The organism is Paenibacillus sp. RS8 (assembly GCF_041956825.1).
Lineage (GTDB): Bacteria > Bacillota > Bacilli > Paenibacillales > Paenibacillaceae > Paenibacillus_AQ.
Genome location: NZ_CP168131.1, coordinates 6,984,847 through 7,008,072, shown reverse-complemented (window position 1 = coordinate 7,008,072; position 23,226 = coordinate 6,984,847). Strand labels below are relative to the sequence as shown.

The window sequence follows — 23,226 nt, the reverse complement described above, 5'->3', positions numbered from 1 at the left end:
TATGATTGCCGCAAGTTGCAAAAGATGGTCTTTGCAACTTTGCAATTAAGTGCGGGGAATTTGATACGTGTATAGTTGCCGCCGCTGGCGACGGAGACCTGTATATATAAATATATAAGGATAAGGGAAGGGGGTATAAAAATCCCCCTTCCCCCTCCCCTAAATTTATCTCCGCGAGAAAAGTTAAAAAGTAAAAAAATGGAAGTTGGTATCATAATGACAGAATTCTTCATGCCAATGAAATCTCCGCCTACTGTCACGCACCAGCAGAAACAGGTCACAGTCGTGAATGACAAACCAGTGTTCTACGAGCCTGACGAGTTGAAGGCAGCACGAGCAAAGCTGATGGCCCACTTGGGTCAGCATGTGCCGGCGCGGAAATATACAGGAGCTATCAGGTTGACGGTGAAGTGGTGCTTCCCGATTACTGGTAAACATCAAGACGGGGAGTACAAGTACACGAGACCCGATACGGACAACCTGCAGAAGTTACTCAAGGATTGCATGACCGACTGTGGCTACTGGAAGGACGACGCGCTGGTTGCATCAGAAATCGTTGAAAAGTTCTGGGCTGCGCTTCCAGGTATCTATATCAAAATCGAAGAGGTATAGCCTATGGACTACAAAGTGTTTTTTAGCGATGTTGCTCTTTGGACCCAGCAGGCGAATCAAGCCGCAATGAAATATGGGATGGCTGACTCTAACTTCTGGCTGTGGGTTGCTGATTCTTCTGGATCGATGTGCAAGAAATATCAGGACAACCCACTGGTGATAAAGCAGATGATTATGCTAACGGAATGGCTTGAGGAGGTTTACCAGAAACAATCACAGCCTAGGGAGGGATAACGTGGAATCATGGGATAAATACCGGTGTGAATGTGGAAGGAAGTTTGCTGTTGAGCAGATACCAGGAGACGAGTTAGAAGAGCCTGGTTGTCCTGAGTGTGGCAGTACTAATAGCGATTTGGTCCAAGATGATGAGAGTTGATCCATTCTTTCAGGAGATTCCCTGGGACATCATCACAGACGATAACGGCAAGGTGATTGGTGAGGTTTACACGATCCTCCCAGAAGCACCACCAAGGAAACGGCAGCGTAAGTGGGGTACGACTTCTGCAATGAAAAGGAGGTTTAGGGATGGCGAATACACCTATACCAAATCGAGCGGTTGAATATAGCGGTTACGGAACTAGCGGGGTTCGTGAGTACAAACTTACTCCTGAAGAACTTGAGGAGATCAGGCAGAAGTACCCAGCAACAAAGAGAGATGTGAATTTTAAAAAGCCAGTAGCACATAACCCACGAACAGATCAAAGATACCTAAATCATGAGGAGGACAAGGATATGGGAGGACAACGGACGAGCAAAGAGGGGCCTAGCTGTGGGCTAACTAAGAAATTATTCTTAGAGCAGATTGCAGCTGGTGAGACGGTTTCAAGCATCGAGAAGGCTTGGGGGATGAAGTACAACACGCTGTACAATTGGGTCAAGAACTGGGACTGCCGTGGATTTACACCTGATAAAGCCAGAGAGATGCTTGCGCAGCTTGGCGAAGCTTCCGGCTATGCTGCTGAACCTGACAAAACCCAACTGCTTCGTGAAAAGGAGACGTTTCCGCAGCAATCTGTGTCACATGATATGATTAAAGAATATAAATCACAATTGGATCAAGTAAAGTGCGCCTTGGATGAATCTGTGCTGGAGAACGAGCGACTTACGACTGAACTGGCTGAAGTAAAGCAAATGTTTGATGATGCCTATCAGCGGAATGTGAATGGGAATGCCAAGATTGGTCAACACCTACAGGCTATTCAGGAATTGAAGGCTGAAGTAGAGCACTGGCAAGGCGAGGCAGAGAGAAGTGTGGCAATTACCGACAAGGCTGATGAGCAGTTGAGGGCTGAGTTGCAGGTGCTTCAGGATGAGATGAACCGTTTGATATCAGAGCGTGATGAGCTTGTAGCTGAGCGTGATGAATTATACCGTGAAAGAACAGGCTGGATTGAAAATGAAAAGATACTGAATCATCTTGTAGGAGACCTACGGAATGATATTTATAGATTACGAGAAAGTCAAAAACAAGCAACTGAGCCGTTCAGTGAAACGCAGCTGCTTGACCGAAGTATCGCCGAGCTGACTCGAGCGCGCAAGATTATTAAGCTATTGTCCGCATCGGGGGAATAACACAGAAATGGGGTCAGGCATCATGACAGAACAGCAAGTCATTGAGCAATTGAGTAGCTACCGGCAGAAGCAGGCCCGTATTCAGGCACTGGGAACTTACGGGGTGGGTAGTGGAATTCAGATCAGCCGACTAAGTGAGGAGGATCAGTTGCAACAGCTTCACCGAAGGTTGCGTGGTCTTCCCAGCTACATGTATCTGAGTAAACGTGATCAAGAACTGGAGGCCACAGCGCACTCATACTTGACGTATTACCCAGCAGGTGTTCGAGCCCAGCGTAATGCGATTCCGGACATTGGAGCGTACGAGGAGGACGATGAGCGGCTACAGAAGCTACGTACGAAAATTGCCAAAGTAATCGATGCACGTGGTGGCTGTAAGTATGATCTGGACGAGGTGCTGGATCGGCTGAGCGAGCTGCAGGATCTACAGGCAGAGGTCAAACGGATGGATCATCTTCTGTCGTTGTTGGAGGGATATAAACCGGAGTATGCCAAATTGCTACGCCTAAAGTACATTCAGGACATGGACGTTCCTGAAACATGTAAGCGATTGGCAGTCGTGGAGAAGACTTATTATCGCTGGAGGAAAAGAGCCTTGGATGAGTTTTCAAAGTTGTCCAGTTGAATGTCCAGTATAGTGACCTGTTTTTCTAAAAATTCCGTGCTAAAATGGTATTGTGAGATAATTATAAATATAGTCAAGAGTCGCTTTCGGGCGGCTCTTTCTGCGTTCAAAATACGATTCTCAGAAGAAGGAACTATCGGCCATCTTGTCGAATCTATGAGTTGATTCAAAAAAAAGGAGATGGCAATGTTGGAGCAAGCAACGCAAAGATGGGTCTGCGACCACTGTAGCGATACCATTGAGGATGCAAAAACTGGATGGTTCGAGTGGTATAACGATGAAAATGATGTGCAGACTGGTTTCAGAATTGTCCATCATGACGTGAAATGCATGTACAATGAACAACAGTTGTTTAAAGAAGGGAAACTAACTAAGGATATGCATCTTGATTATTTCGTTACTTCAGCTGGTCTGGAACATCTCCTGGAAATACTAGAAAGAGATGAAGTTAAAGACAAGTCTGAAGTCTCCGAAATGATAAAAAGAATTCATGTTCCTGGATATGAGCAAAGAAGATTTGAAGAATAAAAGCATCCTTCGGGGTGCTTTTTAATTTATACAAAGGAGGTCGCCCTGATGGCAAAAGGTAAATATCACGAATGGCTTACGCCTGAGGGGCTGGCTCTCCTTGAAGGCTGGGCACGCGACGGGCTTACTGATGAGCAAATAGCGGATAATATGGGGATTAAACGTCCAACGCTGTATGAATGGAAAAAGCGGCATCCTGACATTTCTGACACCTTAAAAAAAGGCAAGGAAGTTATTGACCGCCATGTCGAGAATGCACTGCTGAAACGGGCGCTGGGTTATCGCTACGACGAGGTGACAAGGGAGCCTGGCACTGTCGAGGATGAAGAGACGGGCGAGCTTAAGCAAGTGATGGTCGAGACTAAGCGAGTCACTAAAGAGGTTCAGGGCGATACTACGGCACAGATCTTCTGGTTGAAAAATCGGAAGCCTGAGCAGTGGCGAGACAAGCAGGATGTGCAGCATAGCGGCAGTGTAAATGTTAATAACCCATACAAGGATCTGACAACTGACGAACTGAGAAAGCTGATTCGTGATGATTGATCTGGAGGTTATCCGTCGAGGTGCCCGTATTGAACTGGCTCGCCGCGAGTTCTTTAGCTTCTGTGAGGCCATGGCACCTGACTTCTATCGTTCTGATCGACAGTATCTTATGGACCTGTGTGGCGAAATGCAGGACTTTTATCAATCAGACGATGATATCCTGATTGTTAACGAGCCCCCACGACATGGCAAGAGTCGTACTGCTTCTATGCTGGCTCAATGGGTATTTGGACAGAATCCGAAAGAGAAGGTCATGACAGGCAGTTACAACGAGACCCTCTCTACCACGTTCTCGAAAGCTGTCCGTAATGGGATTAACACAGTGAAGGCAGATGAGAAGGTTATCGTGTACAGCGATATCTTCCCCCAGGTGCGTATTCAGCGTGGGGATGGGGCCATGAACCTGTGGAGTCTAGAAGGCGGCTATAACAGTTACCTGGCTACGTCTCCTACGGGTACGGCTACCGGCTTCGGGGCTACGCTGCTAATCATCGATGACCTGATCAAGAATGCAGAAGAGGCCAGCAACGAGAATGTGCTGGAGAAGCATTGGGAGTGGTTCACGAACACGATGCTGAGCCGCTTGGAGGAAGGCGGTAAGATCATCATCATCATGACCCGTTGGGCATCGGGAGACTTGGCAGGGCGTGCGCTGGAGCATTTCCGAAGCGAGAAGAAGCGCGTACGACATCTAACCATGAAGGCGCTCCAAGATGATGGCACGATGCTGTGCCCTGATGTTCTATCCCGTGAGAGCTACGACATGAAGGTACGGGCCATGGGGGAGGATATCGCCAGTGCCAACTATCAGCAGATCCCGATAGACATCAAGGGTAAGCTGTACAGCAGCTTCAAGACATACACACAGCTGCCTGAGGATGCCCATGGAGAATCGCTATTTACGGGTATTTATTCTTACTGTGACTCTGCAGACGATGGCGCAGATTACCTATGCAATATCATCTGGGGCACATACCAGAAAGAGGCATATGTTCTGGATGTTATATATACTAAGCAACCGATGGAGATTACGGAGCCGGCCACAGCGCAGGCTCTTTTTACGTTCAAGGCAAATAAGGCCCGGATTGAGTCTAATAACGGTGGTAAAGCCTTTGCTCGCAATATCAAGCGGATCCTGGAGACAGAGCTGAAGAGCAACCGCACCGATGTAAGCTGGTTCCACCAGTCGAAGAATAAGACGGCTAGAATCGTCAGTAATGCAACCTGGGTCATGCAGCATATCTACTTCCCAGTAAACTGGCGAGACCGATGGCCAGAGTATTATAAGGCCATGGCGAGCTATCAGAGGGAAGGTAAGAACACCCATGATGATGCGCCGGATGCCACGACTGGCGTGGCTGAAACGATGTTCCTGTTAGGGGGTTAAGAGAGTGGGGTGGTTTAAATCAATGGTTATGAAAATACTGAGGATCAATCCGGCACCTGAAAGCCAGATCATTACGATCACAGAGCCGTTTAGTTATCGTACCAATGTGCTACGGAATCGCCTATGGTATCGCGGCGATCCGTCCGAACTAGATCAATTCTATAAGCAGTCGATGACGGATAGCGTGGGAAAATCACGCTTCTGGGCAGCTGTTCCAAGCAATGGCCTTGGTATCCGGAAGATCCACAGCGGGCTGCCGGCTATGGTGGCGGATAGGCTGTCTGATATTGTGGTCGCTGATATGGATGCCATCACCTTCAAAGCAGAAGCTGAGACGGCCACATGGGATGAGATCAGTAAGGATAATGAGTTTCCCGAGCTGCTGGCTGGAGCCATAACGGAGACGCTGACAGCAGGTGATGGGGCGTTTAAGGTCACATTGGACCCAGCAGTGAGTAAATATCCGCTGATAGAGTTCTACAGTGGCGATCAGGTGGAGTACAAGCGTACGCGTGGTCGCCTGCAGGAGGTTCTTTTCTACACTGATTACACGGTTAACAGTAAGGATTATCGGCTCATAGAGACATTTGGCCGTAAGTACATTCGTTACCAGTTGCTGGATAATTATGGCAAGCAGGTACCGCTTTCCCTGGTTCCTGAAATTGCCGATTTGAAGGACATTGAGTATGATGGCGATTTTATTATGGCCGTTCCGCTTATGGTGTTTAAGTCCACCAAGTGGCCAGGTCGCGGTAAGAGTATCTTTGACAGCAAAGCAGACAGTTTTGACGCGCTTGACGAGGTGATCAGCCAGTGGATGGACGCCATTCGCAGTGGGCGAGTGCAGAAGTACATTCCTGAGGACATGATTCCGAAGAATCCAGAAACCGGGGAGTTATTGCGGCCAAATCCATTTGACAATCAGTTTATTCGGATCAGCAGCGTCATGGCCGAGGATGCTAAGGGACAGATCAGCCTGGTACAGCCGCAGATTCTGTACGAGGCATTCGTGGCTTCCTATGCATCTGCGGTGGATATGTGTCTTCAGGGCATCATCAGTCCGTCCACGCTCGGCATCGACCTGAAGAAGACGGACAACGCTGAAGCACAGCGAGAGAAGGAGAAGGCCACGCTGTACACTCGTGGCAAAATTGTGGATCGGCTGAATGAGGTCATTCCACAATTAGTGCAGACGGTAATGATGGTCTACGACACGATGAAGAACCGTACAGCAGGCGAGTATGAGGCCAGCGTGACTTTTGGTGAGTATGCTTCTCCCGATTTCGGTAGCGTGGTGGACATCGTCGGCAAGGCTCGTACCTATCAGATCATGAGTCTGGAGCGGTCTGTGGAGGAGCTATATGGAGACACATGGACTAAGGAAGAAAAGGCCGAAGAGGTACAAAGGCTGAAAACTGAGCAGGGCTTGCTGGAAGTAGATGAACCTAGCGCCAACCGTGATAAGCCTCCGGGTGATCATGAAGATGAAGATGAAGGCGAATGAAGAAGAAATATGACATTCGTGGCATTTTTGCTCAAATGGAAGTTGACTTAATCGCTAGTATGAAGCGCAATCTGACCCGTCATGAAAATGAGGAGAAGAAAGAGGGCTTCGAGTGGGATCAATGGCAGGAAAAGAAGCTTCTGGATATTAAGCAGTACAAAAAAGAGGCTGCACAGATTGTTAAGAAGGCTGAACCCACGATCAATATTGCGATTGAGCGAGAAGTCAAAGGCGGTTTTCTCGACGGAATCAAGCGTGCAGGTAAGAAGCTGCTAGAAAAGATTAAGTCAGGTAATAAGCTTGACGTTGAAGGTGTATCTGATGAAAATTTCTTCAAGTTGAATGAAAAACGTGTCAATGCACTGACAGAAGCTGCTCAAGGGGAGTTGAAGGCAGCACGCTTCGCTGTTCTTAGACAAGCGGACGATGTGTTCAGGCAGACCATCTTCAAATCTCAGGTATATCTTAACTCTGGTGCTGCTTCGCTTAACCAAGCCATCGACATGGCCACAGGTGATTTTCTAGATAAAGGCTTTGATTACATCACTTATCGAAATGGTCGTCGGGTGAATATAGCTTCCTACGCTGAAATGGCCTTGCGTGCATCCTCTCAGCGGGCAGTATTCGAGGGAGAGGGAACCAAACGCCGTGCAGCAGGTAATCCGTTCGTCGTGGTGTCAGCTCATAACAACTGTTCGGAGCTGTGTCTACCTTGGCAGGGTAAAGTATACATTGATGACGTATACAGTGGTGGTAAGGCATCAGATGGCCCATATCCGCTACTGAGTAAGGCAATGGCAGCAGGCTTGTTTCACCCCAACTGCCGGCACAACATGACAACGTTCATACCTGGTAAAAGTCGCATGCCGGAACCAGTGGACGATGCGGAGGCGCTAGGCAATTACAAGGCCGAGCAGCGGCAGCGTTACATGGAGCGTCAAGTGCGCAAGTACAAGCGTCGTGAGGCTGGAAGCGTGGATCCGAATAACCAGGCTGCAGCAGCTGTGAAGGTGAAGGAGTGGCAAGGGAAGCTCCGGGAACATGTGAAGGCAAACGAGCACTTACGGCGGGATTCGGCACGTGAGAAGATTCTGGGCGGTGTGTCTCAGGCTGAACATACTGAGTTATTGAAATTAGCTGCGAAAAATGCCAAAATAAAGGAGACACGGGCGCACATCCGTTCGGATTCACAGCCTAAGGCTATTTTGAAAGGCCAGCAGAACAAGCACATCCCTGGAACCAAGGAATACGCCGATTATCAAAAACGGTTGGATCAAAAGGGGCAACATGGACCGGCTTATCTTACCGTTGGCTCTGACAAGATTGATGAACTGGTGCATCGGCATGCAGGCACGGGCGATATCAATCTTCGCAAGGGTGAATGGGATCATAAGGAGACCATTTTGACCAATGATGTAGTTGTTGGTAAAGCTGTGAATAACTTGACGGGCGCTGAAGCAGATACCACAGTATTTGCAATCCATTATGCTAAAAACGGAGTGCATATCGTACCTGATTATCCAAGTAAGAAGAAGGGAAAGAAGTCAAATGATTGATTATCATGATTTGATGGGGGAACGGGTCAAGGTGATCGATAAGGACGGCGATGTGTTTATTGGGCCGATCATCTCCTATGAAGTCGGAATTATGGAAGACCTGGACTATGATTCCATCGGAATTAAAACAGGGGACGGTTATTGCGAATCAGTACCGATTCCCGACATTGTAAGTTGTGAAGTTTTAGAAGATTGAAGCACTCACGCATTTGCGAGGGTGCTTTTTTCATGCCTGAAAGGCGGTGATTACCCTTGTCTGATAGCGTTATGATTACTTTTATTATTTGCCTGACACTAATCATCATTTGTGGAATTGGAAATAGCAAGAAGAGATAATCATGGCCACGATTGAGACTGTCGTGGCCTATTTGCTCGTTGGCCGGAGCATCACGGCCCAATCCCTTAGCTGGAGAGCAGCTATACAAATCTATGGAGGCTGATCATAAATGGAATGGTTGAAAAAGTTGTTGAAAGACGCAAGTATTGATGAATTAAAGATTGACGCGCTGGTTGGTGACGTGAACAAGGAGCTCCCGAAGCACTTTGTTCCGAAGTCGCAATATAACGAGCTGTCCGACACCAAGAAGAAGCTTGAGAAGGACATCACGGACCGCGATACACAGCTTGAAACACTCAGCAAGGATGCGGGTGCTTCAGAGACATTGAAAGCTGAGATAACACGTCTGCAAGGTGAGAATCAGAAGGCAAAGGACGAGTATGACGCCAATCTGAAGGACATGACGCTGACCAATGCGATCAAGTCCGCTCTGAATGGCAAGGTACACAACGAAGCAGTTGTTACCGGACTGATTAAGAAAGACAAGCTGGTAATAGGTGATGATGGCAAAGTGGTTGGATTGGATGAGCAACTAACTGGACTCAAGACGTCTGATGCCTATCTGTTTAAACCTGATGAGCCAGGAGCTGGTGGCGGTACCGGTGGTTTCCGTGTTGGTGGTGGCGGAGGTATTGGTGGAGCCGGTGCGACAACGAATGAACAACTGGCCAATATTTTTGGAGTAGCTGAGTCCAAGTAAACATTTTATTAAACGAGGAGAGATGTACAAATGCCTTATAACTATGTAGATAGCTTTCTGACGGTGTTGCAGCAGAAGTATACGAAGGAATTGACTTCTAGCGGTCTGACCACTCAGAATGCCCAATTTATCGGAACAAAAACGATTAAGATTCCACGCTTGGACGTAGGCGGATATAAGGATCACAGCCGTTCTGGAGGTTGGAATCGTCAGGCGATCAGCAATGATTTTGAAACAAAGGTGTTGGCGTTTGATCGTGACGTCGAATTCTTTGTGGATGCTATGGACGTTGATGAAACCAATCAGATCCTGTCCGCAGCCAATACGACGAATGTTTTTGAAACGGAGCAGGCAATTCCGGAGCTAGATAAATACCGATACAGCAAGATTCATGCTGATTATATAGCTTTAGGTAAGACACCAGACATTACAGAGTTGACGGTTTCCAATGCGCTCCAGGTCTTTGACAAGCTCATGCAAAATATGGACGAGGCGGAGGTACCTGAAGAAGGCCGGATTCTGTACGTGACTCCTACTGTGCATACTCTGCTGAAGCAAGCAGAAGACATGAAACGAGTAATTAATGTCCAAGCGAACAACGGTGCCGTTGATCGCGCAGTAAGAAGCCTGGATGATGTGACCCTAGTTAAAGTACCTTCCAGCCGCATGAAGACTGCCTTCAACTTTACGAACGGAGCTGTGCCTGGTGTGGGAGCCAAACAGATCAATATGATACTGATCCACCCACAGGCTGTTATTGCTCCAATCAAGCACAGCGCTATTTATCTATGGGAGCCAGGCTCGCATACCGGTGGTGACGGATACCTGTATCAAAACCGCCGATACACAGACCTGTTCTTGATTAACCGGAAGGTAGAAGGTATTCAGATTAACGCGGAAGCGTAATATACTGGCCGCTGGCCGAAAGGAGAATGAAACTATGCTTTACGCAGTGAAAGGGAATAAACAGCTCCAGATCGATGAAACGGAGCGAGATACCTACCTGAAATTAGGGTATGATATTGCGACTCAAGAGGGAAATGCGCTTGAGGTTGTGGAAACATCACCGAGTAAGACGGTCTCTTACAAAGATCACGTAAAGGCACTGGCTACCATTGAATCACTGGAAGCTGAAAACGCCAAGTTAAAAGCGGAACTGGCCGAGGCAAAGAAAGCCGCCAAAGCGGATAAGTAGGTGATCTCATGGCCTATGCAACAGCGGAGGATTATGAACGCTACGGTGATGGGCAGATAACACCTGAAGAACTGGAGAGGGAGTTGGAGAGGGCATCGGATCAAGTGGATGCCCTGACCTATAACCGCATCGTAGGGCGAGGATTGACAGGGCTGACTCCATTCCAGCAGGTCAATGTGATTAAAGCGGTTTGCCAGCAGGCAGATTTCACCTTTCAATACGGCGACTATCTTAACTTCCCTCTCTCTGGTTACTCCGCTGGCAGCGTGTCGTTGTCGTTCAAGGCGGTAGAGGGTGCAGGAGGTATCCAAACCACGGAGGCTGTGACAAGCCTGTTAGCCTCCACAGGGTTGACAAGTAGGAGGTTATGCTGATGAAGGGAAAGCTTCCGTTTCCAAAATGGATATTGAAAACGCCCGTTAAGGTCTATCAGACCTATACCAGCGAAGATGGAGAGCCTGTCGAGGAGTTAATCTTCGATGGGCTTTGTTGTCATGATGAAAAGATGCGTCAGAAGCTGGACAAGGAGCGACGTCTGGTGACGCTATCAGGCAAAGTAATCATTAAAGGTGACATTAACCCTGGGAAGCTTATCGAGGGGCTTGTGAAGTTCGGAGAGATTGAGCGGCCTATCTTCAGAGCTATTCGACCACAGAATCCAGACGGCAGCGTGTTTTCCACGGAACTGGAGCTGATGTAATGGTTAAGGTTAAAACCAAGATGAATAATCAAGCCATGAACCGGCTACGCACAGCACCGGAGAAGGCGTTGATTCAGGTAGTTGAAGGTGCCAAAGACAGCATCCTATCCGACATCATGACGTCTGAGGTTGTCCCTAAACAAACAGGTGAGCTTGAGCGAAGCGCTACAATCGATGCGAGCAAGTCAAAGCGCGGCAAGGTGACTATCACATATGATACGCCATACGCACGGCGGCTTTACTGGCATCCTGAGTATAGCTTCCGGAAGGACAAGAACCGGCACGCACAAGGTGAGTGGCTTCGGGCGTGGGCAGAGGGTAAGAAGACCAGAGGTGTAACTCAGGCCTTTAAGACGCTGCTGAAGAAGCTAGCAGGGGGATTTATTAAATGATGACTCTTGCAGAAGTGCGCGACTGGTTGAAAACTCAGGTAGTCTGCCCGAATTGGTATATCGGCAAAGCGGACGGCAGCAAAGCGGAGTCCATTACTTTATACAATCTAAATTCCGGTACTCCGGTGCTGGCTATCGGTGGATTGGCTAATACCAGCTATGCGGTCAAGGCCGTGTCCATCCTGATTCACTGGACAAAGAATGCAGATACAGCGGAGCAGAAGGCCATGGAGGTCTATGCTGCGCTATTTGGGCAGTCTGCGGTGATTAATGACAAGCGGGTAATTAGCTTTCAAATGCGCACCGCGGAGCCTGTCAGCGTAGGGACAGATGATGCTGGTTATTTTGAATACGTGATCGAGGTCACGATCTATTACGAAAGGTAGGTAGAGAAAATGCTTAAATTGGATCTGCAACATTTTGCGACAACAGGTGTCTTTCCGGTTCACAACAACGTTTTTAAAGTTGGTTCTAAGGGGAAGGCTTCTACACCTACGGAGATGATCGAAATCAAGGATTTGGAGAACTTCTCCATTTCTATTGATGGTAATACGGAAGAATGGTCCCCAATGGACCAAGGAGGATGGACCCGCCGTGCAGTAACTGGTAAGGCCATGACGATCAGTTTTACGGGTAAACGGCATTACGGTGACCCAGGTAATGATTACATCGCTGGGCTGATGCTGGGTACTGGTCAAGATGTAGAAACGAAATTCGAGTGGACGCTCCCTAGTGGTGCGAAGTTGACTATGGATTGTGTAATCAACCTCACGGCTCCAGCGGGCGGAGATTCTACTAATATTGATGCTTTGGAATTTGAACTATTATCAGACGGCAAGCCGACTTTTACAGCGGCGCCAGGCGGAGGAGCGTAAACCATGTCAAACGTTATTAATATTTCAGATAAATTCGCAGTCGAGGAAAAAGGTCAGATTAATATCCGTGATAAAGTCTACGAGGTTGATAAATCCGTAGAAGCTGTTATGCGTTTCGAAGAAATCGCGGAGAAGGGTAGTGTGAAATCCCTGCTTGCTGCTATCGAGGGGGCTATTGGGACTCAAGCGTTTGAGGAGATCGGTGGAAAGAAAATGGGGATTTCCAATATCAAGGTGCTTGTATCCGGTCTTATGGCTGTAATGCAGGATTTAACCTATGAAGAGGCTACCAAACGATTTCAACTCTGATGAATCTGTGCAGGAGAACTGGTATGACCTACGGGAAGATTGGGCGCTGATCGAGGCAAGCTTGGCAAAACAGTATGGCATCCGAATACGACAGCAAGGAGATATGCATTGGTCAGAATTTTGTACTCTTGTGGCAGGACTGATGCCAGATACGCCGCTGGGCAGTATCGTAACGATCCGTAGCGAGAAGGACCCGAAAGTCCGCCGGGGATTCAGTAAAGAACAACGTCGAATTTATAACGAATGGCGGAAGCGTAAAGCGGAGGAGAAGCTCGCTGATCCAGATATGCTGGATCAATCAGCCAAGGGCTTAGAGGCAATGCTGACTCAAATGTTCGGAGGAGGTGGTGCATAATGTCAGGCGGTAGCGCGGGTCGCATAGATTTAGATCTTGAGCTTAATTACGGTGCCTTTCAGCGCCAGCTCGGGGGCATAGCAGGTACGGCCAATGGTATGGTAGGCAGTGCATTTAAAGGTCTCGGCGGGATAATCGCTGGGGCCTTTGCTGTAGGTGGGCTGGTCAAATTTGGCCGGGAAGCCATTAACCTGGCATCTGATCTGCAAGAAGTTCAGAACGTTGTGGATGTTACATTCCGGAGTATGTCTAGTGAGATTAACAATTGGTCTCAGAATCTGATTAATGACTTTGGATTGTCGGAGTTAGCGGGTAAAAAGTACGCGTCCACAATGGGAGCGATGCTGAAGTCATCCGGCCTTACAGGTGTGGCCATGAAGGATATGTCTAAATCACTGACGGAGTTATCAGCAGACGTGGCATCCTTCTATAACCTGTCAAACGACGAAGCCTATCAGAAGGTTTTTAGTGGCATGACTGGTGAGACGGAGCCTCTGAAGGCACTGGGTATTAACATGTCTGTTGCTAATATGGAAGCTTTTGCTCTATCGCAAGGAATCACCAAAGCTTGGATGTCTATGACCCAAGCTGAGCAGACCATGCTCCGGTATAACTACCTGATGCAGGTTACAGCGGATGCACAGGGCGACTTTGCCCGGACATCTAATTCATGGGCTAACCAAGTTAAGGTTATGGGCGAGCAGTGGAAGATATTCCAGGGTACCATGGGTGCAGGATTTATTAATATCTTAACACCGATCCTGCGCGGGCTGAACTGGCTAATTGCGAAGCTGCAAGTGGCAGCTGCTTACTTTAAGGCGTTCACCGAATTGATCTTTGGTGATGCGGTAGGCGGCTCATCAGGTGGCGCAGTTGTACAGCCAATCAGTGACATGGGCGCAGCCGCAGGCGATACGTCCGGTGCTTTGGGGGATATGGGCGCAGCATCCGATAAGGCTGGTAAAAAGGCTAAAAAGGCAGGTAAGGACGTCAAGGGAAGCCTAGCAGGATTTGACCAATTGAACACACTGGCCAAGTCTACAGCTAGCGCTCTGGATGATGCTGCAGCTGGAGCTGCTGGCGCAGGTGCAGGGTTAGGGGCAGGTCTTGGTGGCGGATTTGGCGATTTGGACCTAGGCACTCCTGATATCAACGTGGATCCGATCAAGCAGAAGGTGCAGTCATTAATAGATGGTATCAAGTCTAGTTTCTCTGGCGCGTGGTCTTACATCGCTGCCGGTTGGGCAGGTATGGGTCCAGCACTACAACCGTTCGTGGATATGTTAGATCCTATTGGTAAGTCGGTGCAAAGTATAGGTAAGACGTTCCTAGACTTGAAGGATAAGGTTCTGGTGCCGGTAGCAAAATACGTGCTGGGAAACTTTATCCCGCAATTGGTCACGGGCTTTACGAAGTCATTTGCACCGGTGATTGCCAGCGCAATTACACAATATTTCGCTCTGATTGATAAGACATTCAGAAACGTAACTGATACCATTACCGAGCTTTGGGGCACCGTTTGGCTGCCTAACTTGGAGAAGGTTAAGAATGCATTTCTGGAAGCCTTCCCGTCAATTGCTGGATCAATACAAAGCTTATTGGATAACACATTGATGCCTGCATCTGACTTCATTCTAAACGAGTTTGCACTTCCTATAGCGAAAACAGTGAATGAAACACTGGTTCCGATTTTTGCGGATACGCTAGTGTGGGCTATTGGATTGTTTAGTGATACGTTGGAAAACTCAGTAAGCTACGCAAATGATCTTTGGGCCAATACACTTCAGCCAGCACTAGAAAAACTGAGGGATGTATTCCTGGATGTGATTCCACAGATTGGTGGCTCCATACAGGAATTGCTTGATGGCACGATTAAACCGTTTGTAGATTACGCCTTAAATGAGTTTATACTCCCTATCAGTGCAGCCATAACGGATACGTTATTGCCTATCCTAACAGATACATTGGTATGGGCATTTAAAGAGGCAGCAGACACTTTCGAGTGGGCTGTTGACATGATTAATGATATTTATGAAACGGTACTAGAGCCGGTCTTTGATCAGATTAAAGAGATTGTCTTGGATACCTTGCAGATCGTTAAGGACGCTTGGGATAAGCACGGTAAAGCGATCTTAGACAAGTTATCCGAAGTGATGGAGAATATCCGAAAGACGGTGCAAAAACTCTGGGACGATGTGCTCAAGCCGATCATTGAACCGTTTTTAGCTACTCTCAAGGAACTTTGGGAAGGCACATTCAAAGGAATTGTAAAACAGGTTGTGGAACTGGTTATGAAGTTAGTTGATGCGGCGGCAGAAATATACAACAAATTTATTAGCCCCTTGATCAATGCCATTATTGACGAACTTGCCCCTGGTTTCGTAAAGGGCTTCAATATCGCTTTGAGCATTGTTAAGAGCGTTATTAAAACGATCGGAGAGGTCATATCTGGTTTATTGACCACGTTAGGCGGCATCATTGATTTTATAACAGGTGTCTTTACGGGCAACTGGAGTAAAGCCTGGAACGGCGTGAAGGATATATTCAAAGGTGTGTTTGAAAGCCTATGGGCTATTGCTAAGATGCCGCTGAATATGATCATCGATGGGATCAACAAGATCATTGAGGGATTCAATAGTATCAGCATCAGCGTGCCGGAGATTGATGTATTCGGGAAAAAGATGGGTGGCGGTAGTATCGGCTTGCCTAACATTCCTACGATTCCCCGACTTGCTAAAGGCGGCTTAGCCTACGGCCCAACGTTGGCAATGGTCGGAGATAACAGGGGAGCTGCTGCGGATCCGGAAGTGGTCAGCCCACTGTCTAAGCTCGAGGGGATGCTTGATGGTGGCAATCAAGAAACTAATGATCTACTAAGACAGCTAATCAGAGCACAGAGTGGCGACAGAACCACAATCATTAAGGTAGGAGATACGGAAGTTGCCCGTGTGGTCATTAATGCTATCAATAAGCTACAAAGGCAGGCAGGGCAGACGCTGCTTGATGTGTAAGGAGGTTTACAATGATCAAAATTAACGGAGCGAATATTGCAGCCTCTCCGGCCACGTTTATTCCGACTCTCATTGATCTGGACGATGGCGAGTCTTCTATGCGGACAGCAGATGGTAAACTGCACCGGGACCGTATCCGCGTCATGCGACAGTTGGACATGACTTTTGGGATATTGACCTGGGCTGAAATGTCCGCGCTCATGAAATCTATGGCCGACAACTTTTTTAACGTGACCTATCCGGATCCTATGACCGGAGGGTATGAGACTAAAAGATTTTATGTCGGCAACCGGAACCCAGCGGTCGCCGTGGCAAAAGGGAATGATATTCTGTGGTCAGGGCTTAAGATTACCCTGACGGAGCAGTGAAGCTATGTATCCGATATCACCGCTATATGCGGATTACTTACGGCGACTGGATCGAGAGTTTATCGTTAAAGCTACAGTGCAGGGTGAGGATTATGATTCTAGCAAAATTGTAGACTTCAGTATTGAGAACAGCCTATCACTATCCAGTGGATTTGAGATTGGAAACGCGATCCCGTCCAAGCTAACCATCAAGCTACGCACTAATGAGATCATTCCTGCTAATGCTCGCATTGTACCGTACCTGTCGTTGACCACGGCAGGATTGACTTGGCTAGAGGCTACTTATCCATGGTTAGATACTCACGTGCCTTGGACGGGCACTGGGACAGACTGGATGCCTCTAGGAGAGTTCTTTGTGGACAGTCGCGAGAAGGTGAACGATGTTTGGACTTTTACTTGCTACGACAAGCTGGTGTTTGCAGATGATATTTATGTATCGTCACTGACCTATCCAGCCACGATGCTAGCGGTCTGGAATGAGATGATGCAGCGTCTAGGATGGACGTATGATGGCAGCATCGTCATTAACCCGTCCTATGTAATCCAGGTCGGACCTGCGGGATTTACCTACAGACAAATGATGGCCTATATCGCATCAGCTAACAGTGCCAGCGTATTCGTAGGCAAAGACGGTACGGTTAAATTTAAACGATTCGCGGCTGCTGCTGTGCCTGTGTTTGAAATGACCGCCAGTGATTATAGCCGAGTAAAGCAGACCAATCCCGTCAAAACGTTTACCCGTGTAGTGGTCACATACAATACAGAAGATGATCTGAGCTATGAGGCAGGAAGTGGAGACAGTAATCACACCCTTCAGCTGATTAATCCGTTTGCTACACAGGCAATTACTAACGGATTGTTAGCCGCACTAAACGGATTTGCTTATTTACCTGTCGTGATCGAGGGTATGGGTTATCCGCAGCTGGAGCATGGTGACATTATTGGGTTCGAGCGATACGAGGGGAGCAGCTGGTTAGAAACGGTATCCACATGGAGCGGGACAGATATTCCTTGGAACGGAATCGTAGACTATCAGACGTTGATTATGCACCAGGTATTTACCTTCAGCGGCGGTCTAAGAATGACCATCGAGGCACCTTCTCAATCAGAACAACAAAGTGAGTTTCCGGCGCGTGGGACGATTAAAGAGGCTATTAATAGCCTCAATAAGACCGCTCTTAAAGAGGGTCGGAACTATTACGGTTTTAGCGCGTCGCGGGAAAATGGGTTGATCGTAGAAAGGGAAGATCACAAGAGCAAGCTAACCCTTAATTCAGACACGATGGACTGGCAGGTGAATGGTCAATCAGCATTACATTACGATGCTCAAGCTAACCGTCTAAAGTTTACCGGGACGCTTGAGGGCGTTGATGGTGTGTTCAGCGGCTCGTTATCGGCTGCCACAGGTACATTTGCTGGCGATCTGACAGCAGCAGGGGGAACATTCAAAGGAGCGTTGCAAGCAGCAACGGGTTCCTTTAGCGGTGATCTCAATGCAGCAGGTGGTACTTTCCGAGGAGCTTTACAGGCCGCATCCGGTACATTTAGCGGGAATCTATCAGCTGCTGGAGGCACCTTTACTGGGACGCTGGTCGGGGTAGATGGAAATTTCAGCGGAGCCATTACAGCATCAACAATAAGTGGAGGGACGATCACAGGTGCATTGATACGTACCGCGCCTAGCGGTCAACGAATTGAAGTGACACCTACCGGATTGAGGTCCTATGACTCAAGTGGAGTTAAGCGGGTTGCGATTTCTGATGAGGGTCGTGGTAATTATGCCGGAGTCGGATTTTTTGGTTCTAATGGTAGTGAACTTGCTGGTATGTATACAGAGGATAATTTTTCATTCCTTTATGCTGTTGGTCCTCTTCAAATCTTTTCTTTTGCTGACAGGGTCTTTTTTAGCAGTAATGTTGATTTCACAACTGCAAATGCTTATGGATTAAAGATTTCAAGCGTTGAGGATTTACAGGTCACTTTAAATTCCAAGGCTAATGCTAGTGAATCCGGGTATAACCTTGTATTTGATAATACATCAAGAAACTTAAAGCTTTTTAGCAGAACAGGCGGATTACTCGCACAAGTAAACATTCCTAAATAAGTTGAAACTTTTATCAAGGTATGACGATAATAGGAGTAGATAATATTTCCAAGGGAGTGTTCAACTTGAAAAAATTCGTTTCTGGTTTAATCGTAGGTGTTCTTCTATTTGCTGGTGCTTCGGTCTTCGCTGATTCAGCTAGCCTTATCGGGAAAAAGGTTCAGGGTTTATATACGATTGAGAAAAGCGGTAAAAAAGTATCTGATGCTATTATCATTGATGGTTCTGCCTACGCTCCAGTGCGTGCGGTAGCAGAGGCAACTGGCGCAGGGCTTTCCGTGGAGGGAAAAAAGATTATCATGTCTACAGAAGACTCTCAGGTAGCAAGCGATAATAAGGAAGTTGAAGTTAGTCGATTAAATATTAAAATTGATCTATTAATAAAACAGATTCAAGCCTATGAAGCTTCCATTTCTAGCGATAAAGTGCTCATAGAAGAGAATCAAAAGAATAAAGATTCAGTTACATCGGAAGGTAGTAAAGAGATATTCCAGTTTACAATTGATAATTTGCAGAAACGGATTAACGAAACACAAGCAAAGATCGATGCTGCTAATGTTGAAATTGCCGCTCTACAAGCTCAAGTAAAAGCGCTAGAAAAATAACATATGTCTTGTACAGAGTCTCGCCTAAGCTGGCGGGGCTTTTTGTGTTGCGGGAAAGGAGGCTATACCCTTGGCAATTATCCAACCTAAAGTATTCGTTGAGCTTAATCCCCTCGATCCGGTAGCGGAGATATGCGCTGTTATGATGGCACTGATTCCTTACCAACCCAATCACGAAGAAGATATCTTGATTGGGGTCGGAAAGGCGATTGAGGATCGGCTGCAAGCCTTGAGAAAGGAAGTGAAAGCACATGGCGAATCGGTTCGCGAACCTGATCGGAAGCCGAAAGATCAGTGAAGATTTTGAAAATATCAATATTGGTTTTGATAAGGTACAGGCCGACATCGACGCGGACCGTACAAAACTGAATGGCATCGCTAGCGGAGCCGGTACAGCTGGGTCAGCAACAGATACCGTTATAGGTAACAGAACTGCTACTGATACGGTGGTTACCCCTAGTTTTACCGGAACGCTAACCGCATTACTGTCCAGCCTTTTTACGCTTATCAAAGGTATTACGGGTAAGTCTAGCGCCTTGACTGCCCCTGCAATTACGCTAGAAGCGACAAAGTCACACGTAGACAATGGAAATCTGCATACAACAGCAGCTGAGAAGACCAAGTTGGCCGGAGTTGCTACAGGGGCTGAGGTTAACCAAAACGCGTTTGCCCAGGTAAACAACATCCCTGCTGGTGCAAAATCAGACACGATCACGGTAACTGGCGGAACAGGGATCACCGTCACGAATAACCCAACAACCAAGACTTTGACGGTAACGGCTACGGGCACTGCCACTCCAGGTGCGCACGGTAGCAGTCATAACGGGGATGGTTCAGATCCAATTCCTGACCTGGTTAATTTAAAGGCGAAAGTGACGGCATTAGAGGATTTTTTGGGGTACATGCCGATTGATGGAGGGGCGTTCTTAGGAAATCCTACGGGTCCTACTATTGACGGCGGAACAATATAAAGGGGGAAATAATCTATGGCAGTAACGACAATTAAGATCAGACGGGGGCCAGCATCCAATCTTGCCGGATTGAATTTACAAGAAGGAGAACCGGGTTTCGTGGTTGATACTGGAAAACTCCTTATTGGTGATGGTCAGGGAAATAATGTTGTGATCAATCCAGACCAGGCTAATGCAGAGACAGCGACTAAGCTTAAAACGCCGCGCACAATTGCAATTACAGGAGACGGTACTGGCACGAGCGGCGGTTTTGATGGATCGGCAAACGCATCTATTACACTGGTTCTTGCAAATACTGGAGTCGCAGCTGGGACATTTACTAAATTTACGGTAGATGCCAAGGGACGGATTACCTCTGCTACGATGATCACAGCCGCAGACATTCCGAATCTTACACTATCAAAGATATCGGACGCAGGAACGGCAGCCTCTAAAAATGTAGGTGTTGCGGTAGGAAACGTAGTTGGAGTTGAGTCTGACGGGAAAATCAATCCTAATCTATTGCCAGCACTTGCTATAACGGATACATTCCCGGTTGCCTCGCAAGCTGCGATGCTTGCATTAACAGCTGAGGTGGGTGACATCGCTGTTCGGACGGACCTTAATAAGACTTTCATTTTACGCGTTTCTGGAGCTTCGACTCTTGCTAACTGGCAGGAAATTCTTACTCCGACAGCAGCGGTGTCCAGTGTGGCAGGTAAGACAGGGGCTGTAACGCTGGCTGCTGCGGACGTAGGGCTAGGCAACGTAACCAATGAGAGTAAGGCTACAATGTTCGCAAGCCCCGCACTTACTGGCACACCTACCGGACCTACAGCAGCTGCTGGTACTAACTCGACACAACTAGCAACAACTGCATTTGTCGAAGCTGTAAGAGCTGCATTAGCTTCAGCTGATGCGTTAAAAGCTCCGTTAGCTTCTCCGGTATTGACTGGCACACCAACAGCACCAACTGCTGCTATAGCAACGAACAATACTCAGATAGCGACAACGGCTTTCGTGCAGGCTCAAGGCTATCTAAAAGCATCTGACATCATTGATGGCGGTACATTTTAAAGGAGGATCACGATGGCAAATAAGATACAGTTAAGACGCGGAACCAAAGCGCAGCTCGCAACGTTGGGGGCATTATCAGTAGCTGAGCCAGGATATTGTACGGACACAAAGGAGTTGTTCATCGGTAATGAGTCTGGTGGTAATACGCCTCTAGTTACAGCCACATCCGCAGACATCACTTACTATGTCCGTACAGATGGTAGTGATAGTAATACAGGACTGAGCAACACTGCGGGCGGCGCGTTTAAGACAATTAACAAGGCAATTAGCATGATTCCGCGAATTGTTAATCATATTATTCTTGTTAATGTTGCCGCGGGGACATACGTGGAAAAAATAAATTTAAGCGGTTATTCGGGAAAAGGCAGTATAGGCGTTGTAGGGATTGCGCCGACTACTACTTTTGTACAAAGTATTGAAATAGTTGGTTGCTCAATTATTATGACGGTGGACAGTTTTACTTGTACTACAATAACAGCAGCAGCAGTTACCATCGTTTCATCAATCGGTGCCGTTATAAATCAAGTGACCGCCACAGCGAGTGCGTCAACAATGCCAGGAATCTCACTTAATTTAGCCAAAGCTCGCCTTGCATCTTGTGTAATTTCTAACAAAATGCGCGTTATAGACGCGGTTAATGCTTCTGAATGTTACGCAGAAAACTTCACCGGAACAGGTAACGGCGCGAACTACTATGCTCAACTCGGAGCGCAAATAAATTGGGCAGGATCACAAGCAAGCTCCACAGCTGGAAATGTTATCGCTTCTGGTGCTATCGTATCCGGGGGTGTTCTTAACCCATGGGGAGATAATACAGCAGAATCCCGTCCAATGGCTGAGATGGGTCGCACAGTGGATCAGTCCGCAAGTGCTGGCACTTGGAATAAGTTGCTTTTGAACTCAGCTCTATATAACACCAAAAATGTTGCAAGCACAGTAAATAACAGAATGGTAGCCCCAGAAACAGGAGTATATTTATTGAATGTCAGGGTGGCAATATCTAACACGGGCGTGGGGAGAGCTGCTATAGGTGCTTTTGTAAACGGAAACCTGAACGCCATTTTAATAGAACAAACAAGCGATGCCAGTCAGCTTGGATTATCTCTGGGTAGTTCCTCACTTCTCCGCCTTAGCGCGGGAGAGTACGTAGAAATATATCTAATCCCTACGCAAAATGTTTCAGTATCTTCCGGTGATCCATACACACATATATCTTTAATAAGAGTGGCATAAGGAGGGCTAAATATGAATATAGCACTAGCAATCATGAATCTTTACCCGAACGCTGACCCAATGCGGGATTTTACCGTGCAGGACAATGGCCCGGAACCTGTCCTGCGGGAAGGGGCGGAAGAGAAGGGTAAGGTCAGGTATGAGATCAAGCCACCCGAAGAGGACGAGCATCCTGTAGAGGACGTACACTATCGTTATGTAGTGGACTTTAATCGACTAGAAGAGGGCGTTGACTACGATATTGTAGAGCGTGGGCAGTTTATCGCTGTTTGGAACCTAGACAAACCACAGCCGACAGAAGAAGAGTTGCAGGCGGCATGGGCGGCATATCTGGAAGCCGAGGCTAATAAACCACCAGAGCTGACGGAGACCGAGCAACTCCGAGCCGATAACGCTGCTTTATTACTGGAGCTTGTTCAGACGCAGGCTAGGCAAGATCAAGCTGAACAAGATCAGGCAGCCTTACTCCTGAGCCTCGTGGAAGGAGGTGTACTGTAAATGAACTGGTACGCACTGATTAAGCGATACTTTGACGCAGGGTTGTATACAGGAGAACAGGTACAGGTATTTGTTACCGCCAAAAAGATAACGGCTGAACAGGCCACAGAGATTACAGATAGCGCCATATAGTAGGCGTTTTTATTTTGCCCTCGGATCTCCGGGGGCTTTCATTTTGGGGAGATAGATG

General features: G+C 47.5%; 31 protein-coding genes. All 31 read left to right on the top strand.

Features of this window, described 5'->3' with window-relative positions:
* The first annotated feature begins 75 nt into the window (after positions 1-75).
* The 31 genes from ACDZ28_RS32810 (at position 76) to ACDZ28_RS32660 (ending at position 23,168) form a co-directional block, all read left to right on the top strand.
* Positions 76-612, top strand: coding sequence for a RusA family crossover junction endodeoxyribonuclease (locus ACDZ28_RS32810; protein WP_375103787.1), 537 nt, complete (start codon positions 76-78; stop codon positions 610-612).
* 3 nt (positions 613-615) lie between these two features.
* Positions 616-846: a hypothetical protein gene (locus tag ACDZ28_RS32805; RefSeq protein WP_375103786.1), complete on the top strand. Its 231-nt coding sequence runs from the start codon at positions 616-618 to the stop codon at positions 844-846.
* A gap of 98 nt (positions 847-944) precedes the next feature.
* Positions 945-1,172, top strand: a complete 228-nt coding sequence (locus tag ACDZ28_RS32800; protein WP_375103785.1) for a hypothetical protein — start codon at positions 945-947, stop codon at positions 1,170-1,172.
* Positions 1,138-2,184 (top strand): hypothetical protein, encoded by a 1,047-nt coding sequence (locus ACDZ28_RS32795; protein ID WP_375103784.1) that lies wholly within the window; start codon positions 1,138-1,140, stop codon positions 2,182-2,184. Before ACDZ28_RS32800 ends, ACDZ28_RS32795 begins: the two co-directional genes overlap by 35 nt.
* 22 nt (positions 2,185-2,206) lie before the next feature.
* Positions 2,207-2,809 carry a DUF1492 domain-containing protein gene (locus tag ACDZ28_RS32790; RefSeq protein ID WP_375103783.1) on the top strand — a complete coding sequence of 201 codons (603 nt, stop codon included), beginning with the start codon at positions 2,207-2,209 and terminating at the stop codon, positions 2,807-2,809.
* Between the two features lie 186 nt (positions 2,810-2,995).
* A complete protein-coding gene (locus tag ACDZ28_RS32785; protein ID WP_375103782.1) occupies positions 2,996-3,337 on the top strand; it encodes a hypothetical protein in 342 nt (113 codons plus the stop codon).
* Positions 3,338-3,385: 48 nt separating this feature from the next.
* Positions 3,386-3,880 (top strand): helix-turn-helix domain-containing protein, encoded by a 495-nt coding sequence (locus tag ACDZ28_RS32780; RefSeq protein ID WP_375103781.1) that lies wholly within the window; start codon positions 3,386-3,388, stop codon positions 3,878-3,880.
* Positions 3,873-5,267: a phage terminase large subunit gene (gene terL / locus ACDZ28_RS32775; RefSeq protein ID WP_375105464.1), complete on the top strand. Its 1,395-nt coding sequence runs from the start codon at positions 3,873-3,875 to the stop codon at positions 5,265-5,267. The genes ACDZ28_RS32780 and terL overlap by 8 nt, the downstream gene beginning before the upstream one ends.
* A gap of 4 nt (positions 5,268-5,271) precedes the next feature.
* A complete protein-coding gene (locus ACDZ28_RS32770; protein WP_375103780.1) occupies positions 5,272-6,771 on the top strand; it encodes a capsid protein in 1,500 nt (499 codons plus the stop codon).
* Complete coding sequence (locus tag ACDZ28_RS32765; protein ID WP_375103779.1) at positions 6,768-8,327, top strand: phage minor capsid protein; 1,560 nt, start codon at positions 6,768-6,770, stop codon at positions 8,325-8,327. Before ACDZ28_RS32770 ends, ACDZ28_RS32765 begins: the two co-directional genes overlap by 4 nt.
* Positions 8,320-8,523, top strand: a complete 204-nt coding sequence (locus ACDZ28_RS32760) for a hypothetical protein (protein WP_375103778.1) — start codon at positions 8,320-8,322, stop codon at positions 8,521-8,523. The genes ACDZ28_RS32765 and ACDZ28_RS32760 overlap by 8 nt, the downstream gene beginning before the upstream one ends.
* A 250-nt stretch (positions 8,524-8,773) precedes the next feature.
* Positions 8,774-9,364 (top strand): phage scaffolding protein, encoded by a 591-nt coding sequence (locus ACDZ28_RS32755; RefSeq protein WP_375103777.1) that lies wholly within the window; start codon positions 8,774-8,776, stop codon positions 9,362-9,364.
* Between the two features lie 30 nt (positions 9,365-9,394).
* The gene (locus ACDZ28_RS32750; RefSeq protein ID WP_375103776.1) at positions 9,395-10,270 is read left to right on the top strand and encodes a capsid protein; all 876 of its coding nucleotides are present in this window, start codon (positions 9,395-9,397) and stop codon (positions 10,268-10,270) included.
* A gap of 34 nt (positions 10,271-10,304) precedes the next feature.
* Positions 10,305-10,559, top strand: a complete 255-nt coding sequence (locus ACDZ28_RS32745) for a hypothetical protein (protein WP_375103775.1) — start codon at positions 10,305-10,307, stop codon at positions 10,557-10,559.
* An 8-nt stretch (positions 10,560-10,567) separates the two neighbouring features.
* Positions 10,568-10,933: a hypothetical protein gene (locus ACDZ28_RS32740; protein WP_375103774.1), complete on the top strand. Its 366-nt coding sequence runs from the start codon at positions 10,568-10,570 to the stop codon at positions 10,931-10,933.
* Positions 10,933-11,259, top strand: a complete 327-nt coding sequence (locus tag ACDZ28_RS32735; protein WP_375103773.1) for a hypothetical protein — start codon at positions 10,933-10,935, stop codon at positions 11,257-11,259. Before ACDZ28_RS32740 ends, ACDZ28_RS32735 begins: the two co-directional genes overlap by 1 nt.
* The gene (locus ACDZ28_RS32730; RefSeq protein WP_280753510.1) at positions 11,259-11,651 is read left to right on the top strand and encodes a hypothetical protein; all 393 of its coding nucleotides are present in this window, start codon (positions 11,259-11,261) and stop codon (positions 11,649-11,651) included. The genes ACDZ28_RS32735 and ACDZ28_RS32730 overlap by 1 nt, the downstream gene beginning before the upstream one ends.
* Entirely contained in the window at positions 11,648-12,037 is a 390-nt protein-coding gene (locus ACDZ28_RS32725; RefSeq protein WP_375103772.1) for a minor capsid protein, read from the top strand. The genes ACDZ28_RS32730 and ACDZ28_RS32725 overlap by 4 nt, the downstream gene beginning before the upstream one ends.
* 9 nt (positions 12,038-12,046) lie before the next feature.
* Positions 12,047-12,526: a phage tail tube protein gene (locus tag ACDZ28_RS32720; RefSeq protein WP_375103771.1), complete on the top strand. Its 480-nt coding sequence runs from the start codon at positions 12,047-12,049 to the stop codon at positions 12,524-12,526.
* Positions 12,527-12,529: 3 nt separating this feature from the next.
* The gene (locus ACDZ28_RS32715) at positions 12,530-12,835 is read left to right on the top strand and encodes a hypothetical protein (RefSeq protein WP_375103770.1); all 306 of its coding nucleotides are present in this window, start codon (positions 12,530-12,532) and stop codon (positions 12,833-12,835) included.
* Positions 12,804-13,190 (top strand): Gp15 family bacteriophage protein, encoded by a 387-nt coding sequence (locus tag ACDZ28_RS32710; protein ID WP_375103769.1) that lies wholly within the window; start codon positions 12,804-12,806, stop codon positions 13,188-13,190. The genes ACDZ28_RS32715 and ACDZ28_RS32710 overlap by 32 nt, the downstream gene beginning before the upstream one ends.
* Positions 13,190-16,201: a hypothetical protein gene (locus ACDZ28_RS32705; protein ID WP_375103768.1), complete on the top strand. Its 3,012-nt coding sequence runs from the start codon at positions 13,190-13,192 to the stop codon at positions 16,199-16,201. The genes ACDZ28_RS32710 and ACDZ28_RS32705 overlap by 1 nt, the downstream gene beginning before the upstream one ends.
* An 11-nt stretch (positions 16,202-16,212) precedes the next feature.
* Positions 16,213-16,569, top strand: coding sequence for a DUF6711 family protein (locus tag ACDZ28_RS32700; protein WP_375103767.1), 357 nt, complete (start codon positions 16,213-16,215; stop codon positions 16,567-16,569).
* A gap of 4 nt (positions 16,570-16,573) precedes the next feature.
* Complete coding sequence (locus ACDZ28_RS32695) at positions 16,574-18,673, top strand: hypothetical protein (RefSeq protein WP_375103766.1); 2,100 nt, start codon at positions 16,574-16,576, stop codon at positions 18,671-18,673.
* A 65-nt stretch (positions 18,674-18,738) separates the two neighbouring features.
* On the top strand, positions 18,739-19,278 hold the full coding sequence (locus ACDZ28_RS32690) for a hypothetical protein (RefSeq protein WP_375103765.1): 540 nt from the start codon (positions 18,739-18,741) through the stop codon (positions 19,276-19,278).
* A 70-nt stretch (positions 19,279-19,348) separates the two neighbouring features.
* Positions 19,349-19,576 (top strand): hypothetical protein, encoded by a 228-nt coding sequence (locus ACDZ28_RS32685; protein WP_375103764.1) that lies wholly within the window; start codon positions 19,349-19,351, stop codon positions 19,574-19,576.
* On the top strand, positions 19,530-20,249 hold the full coding sequence (locus ACDZ28_RS32680) for a hypothetical protein (RefSeq protein ID WP_375103763.1): 720 nt from the start codon (positions 19,530-19,532) through the stop codon (positions 20,247-20,249). Before ACDZ28_RS32685 ends, ACDZ28_RS32680 begins: the two co-directional genes overlap by 47 nt.
* 15 nt (positions 20,250-20,264) lie before the next feature.
* Positions 20,265-21,305: a hypothetical protein gene (locus ACDZ28_RS32675; RefSeq protein WP_375103762.1), complete on the top strand. Its 1,041-nt coding sequence runs from the start codon at positions 20,265-20,267 to the stop codon at positions 21,303-21,305.
* Positions 21,306-21,317: 12 nt separating this feature from the next.
* Positions 21,318-22,538 (top strand): hypothetical protein, encoded by a 1,221-nt coding sequence (locus tag ACDZ28_RS32670; protein ID WP_375103761.1) that lies wholly within the window; start codon positions 21,318-21,320, stop codon positions 22,536-22,538.
* A gap of 12 nt (positions 22,539-22,550) precedes the next feature.
* Entirely contained in the window at positions 22,551-23,036 is a 486-nt protein-coding gene (locus ACDZ28_RS32665) for an XkdW family protein (protein ID WP_375103760.1), read from the top strand.
* Positions 23,037-23,168, top strand: coding sequence for an XkdX family protein (locus ACDZ28_RS32660; RefSeq protein WP_375103759.1), 132 nt, complete (start codon positions 23,037-23,039; stop codon positions 23,166-23,168).
* The last annotated feature ends 58 nt before the right edge of the window (positions 23,169-23,226 follow it).

Coding starts and splice junctions, on each gene's coding strand:
- ACDZ28_RS32805 (WP_375103786.1), top strand. CDS start 616: ATGGACTACAAAGTGTTTTTTAGCGATGTTGCTCTTTGGACCCAGCAG.
- ACDZ28_RS32795 (WP_375103784.1), top strand. CDS start 1,138: ATGGCGAATACACCTATACCAAATCGAGCGGTTGAATATAGCGGTTAC.
- ACDZ28_RS32790 (WP_375103783.1), top strand. CDS start 2,207: ATGACAGAACAGCAAGTCATTGAGCAATTGAGTAGCTACCGGCAGAAG.
- ACDZ28_RS32785 (WP_375103782.1), top strand. CDS start 2,996: ATGTTGGAGCAAGCAACGCAAAGATGGGTCTGCGACCACTGTAGCGAT.
- ACDZ28_RS32780 (WP_375103781.1), top strand. CDS start 3,386: ATGGCAAAAGGTAAATATCACGAATGGCTTACGCCTGAGGGGCTGGCT.
- terL (WP_375105464.1), top strand. CDS start 3,873: ATGATTGATCTGGAGGTTATCCGTCGAGGTGCCCGTATTGAACTGGCT.
- ACDZ28_RS32765 (WP_375103779.1), top strand. CDS start 6,768: ATGAAGAAGAAATATGACATTCGTGGCATTTTTGCTCAAATGGAAGTT.
- ACDZ28_RS32760 (WP_375103778.1), top strand. CDS start 8,320: ATGATTGATTATCATGATTTGATGGGGGAACGGGTCAAGGTGATCGAT.
- ACDZ28_RS32755 (WP_375103777.1), top strand. CDS start 8,774: ATGGAATGGTTGAAAAAGTTGTTGAAAGACGCAAGTATTGATGAATTA.
- ACDZ28_RS32750 (WP_375103776.1), top strand. CDS start 9,395: ATGCCTTATAACTATGTAGATAGCTTTCTGACGGTGTTGCAGCAGAAG.
- ACDZ28_RS32745 (WP_375103775.1), top strand. CDS start 10,305: ATGCTTTACGCAGTGAAAGGGAATAAACAGCTCCAGATCGATGAAACG.
- ACDZ28_RS32740 (WP_375103774.1), top strand. CDS start 10,568: ATGGCCTATGCAACAGCGGAGGATTATGAACGCTACGGTGATGGGCAG.
- ACDZ28_RS32735 (WP_375103773.1), top strand. CDS start 10,933: ATGAAGGGAAAGCTTCCGTTTCCAAAATGGATATTGAAAACGCCCGTT.
- ACDZ28_RS32730 (WP_280753510.1), top strand. CDS start 11,259: ATGGTTAAGGTTAAAACCAAGATGAATAATCAAGCCATGAACCGGCTA.
- ACDZ28_RS32725 (WP_375103772.1), top strand. CDS start 11,648: ATGATGACTCTTGCAGAAGTGCGCGACTGGTTGAAAACTCAGGTAGTC.
- ACDZ28_RS32720 (WP_375103771.1), top strand. CDS start 12,047: ATGCTTAAATTGGATCTGCAACATTTTGCGACAACAGGTGTCTTTCCG.
- ACDZ28_RS32715 (WP_375103770.1), top strand. CDS start 12,530: ATGTCAAACGTTATTAATATTTCAGATAAATTCGCAGTCGAGGAAAAA.
- ACDZ28_RS32710 (WP_375103769.1), top strand. CDS start 12,804: ATGAAGAGGCTACCAAACGATTTCAACTCTGATGAATCTGTGCAGGAG.
- ACDZ28_RS32705 (WP_375103768.1), top strand. CDS start 13,190: ATGTCAGGCGGTAGCGCGGGTCGCATAGATTTAGATCTTGAGCTTAAT.
- ACDZ28_RS32700 (WP_375103767.1), top strand. CDS start 16,213: ATGATCAAAATTAACGGAGCGAATATTGCAGCCTCTCCGGCCACGTTT.
- ACDZ28_RS32695 (WP_375103766.1), top strand. CDS start 16,574: ATGTATCCGATATCACCGCTATATGCGGATTACTTACGGCGACTGGAT.
- ACDZ28_RS32680 (WP_375103763.1), top strand. CDS start 19,530: ATGGCGAATCGGTTCGCGAACCTGATCGGAAGCCGAAAGATCAGTGAA.
- ACDZ28_RS32675 (WP_375103762.1), top strand. CDS start 20,265: ATGGCAGTAACGACAATTAAGATCAGACGGGGGCCAGCATCCAATCTT.
- ACDZ28_RS32670 (WP_375103761.1), top strand. CDS start 21,318: ATGGCAAATAAGATACAGTTAAGACGCGGAACCAAAGCGCAGCTCGCA.
- ACDZ28_RS32665 (WP_375103760.1), top strand. CDS start 22,551: ATGAATATAGCACTAGCAATCATGAATCTTTACCCGAACGCTGACCCA.
- ACDZ28_RS32660 (WP_375103759.1), top strand. CDS start 23,037: ATGAACTGGTACGCACTGATTAAGCGATACTTTGACGCAGGGTTGTAT.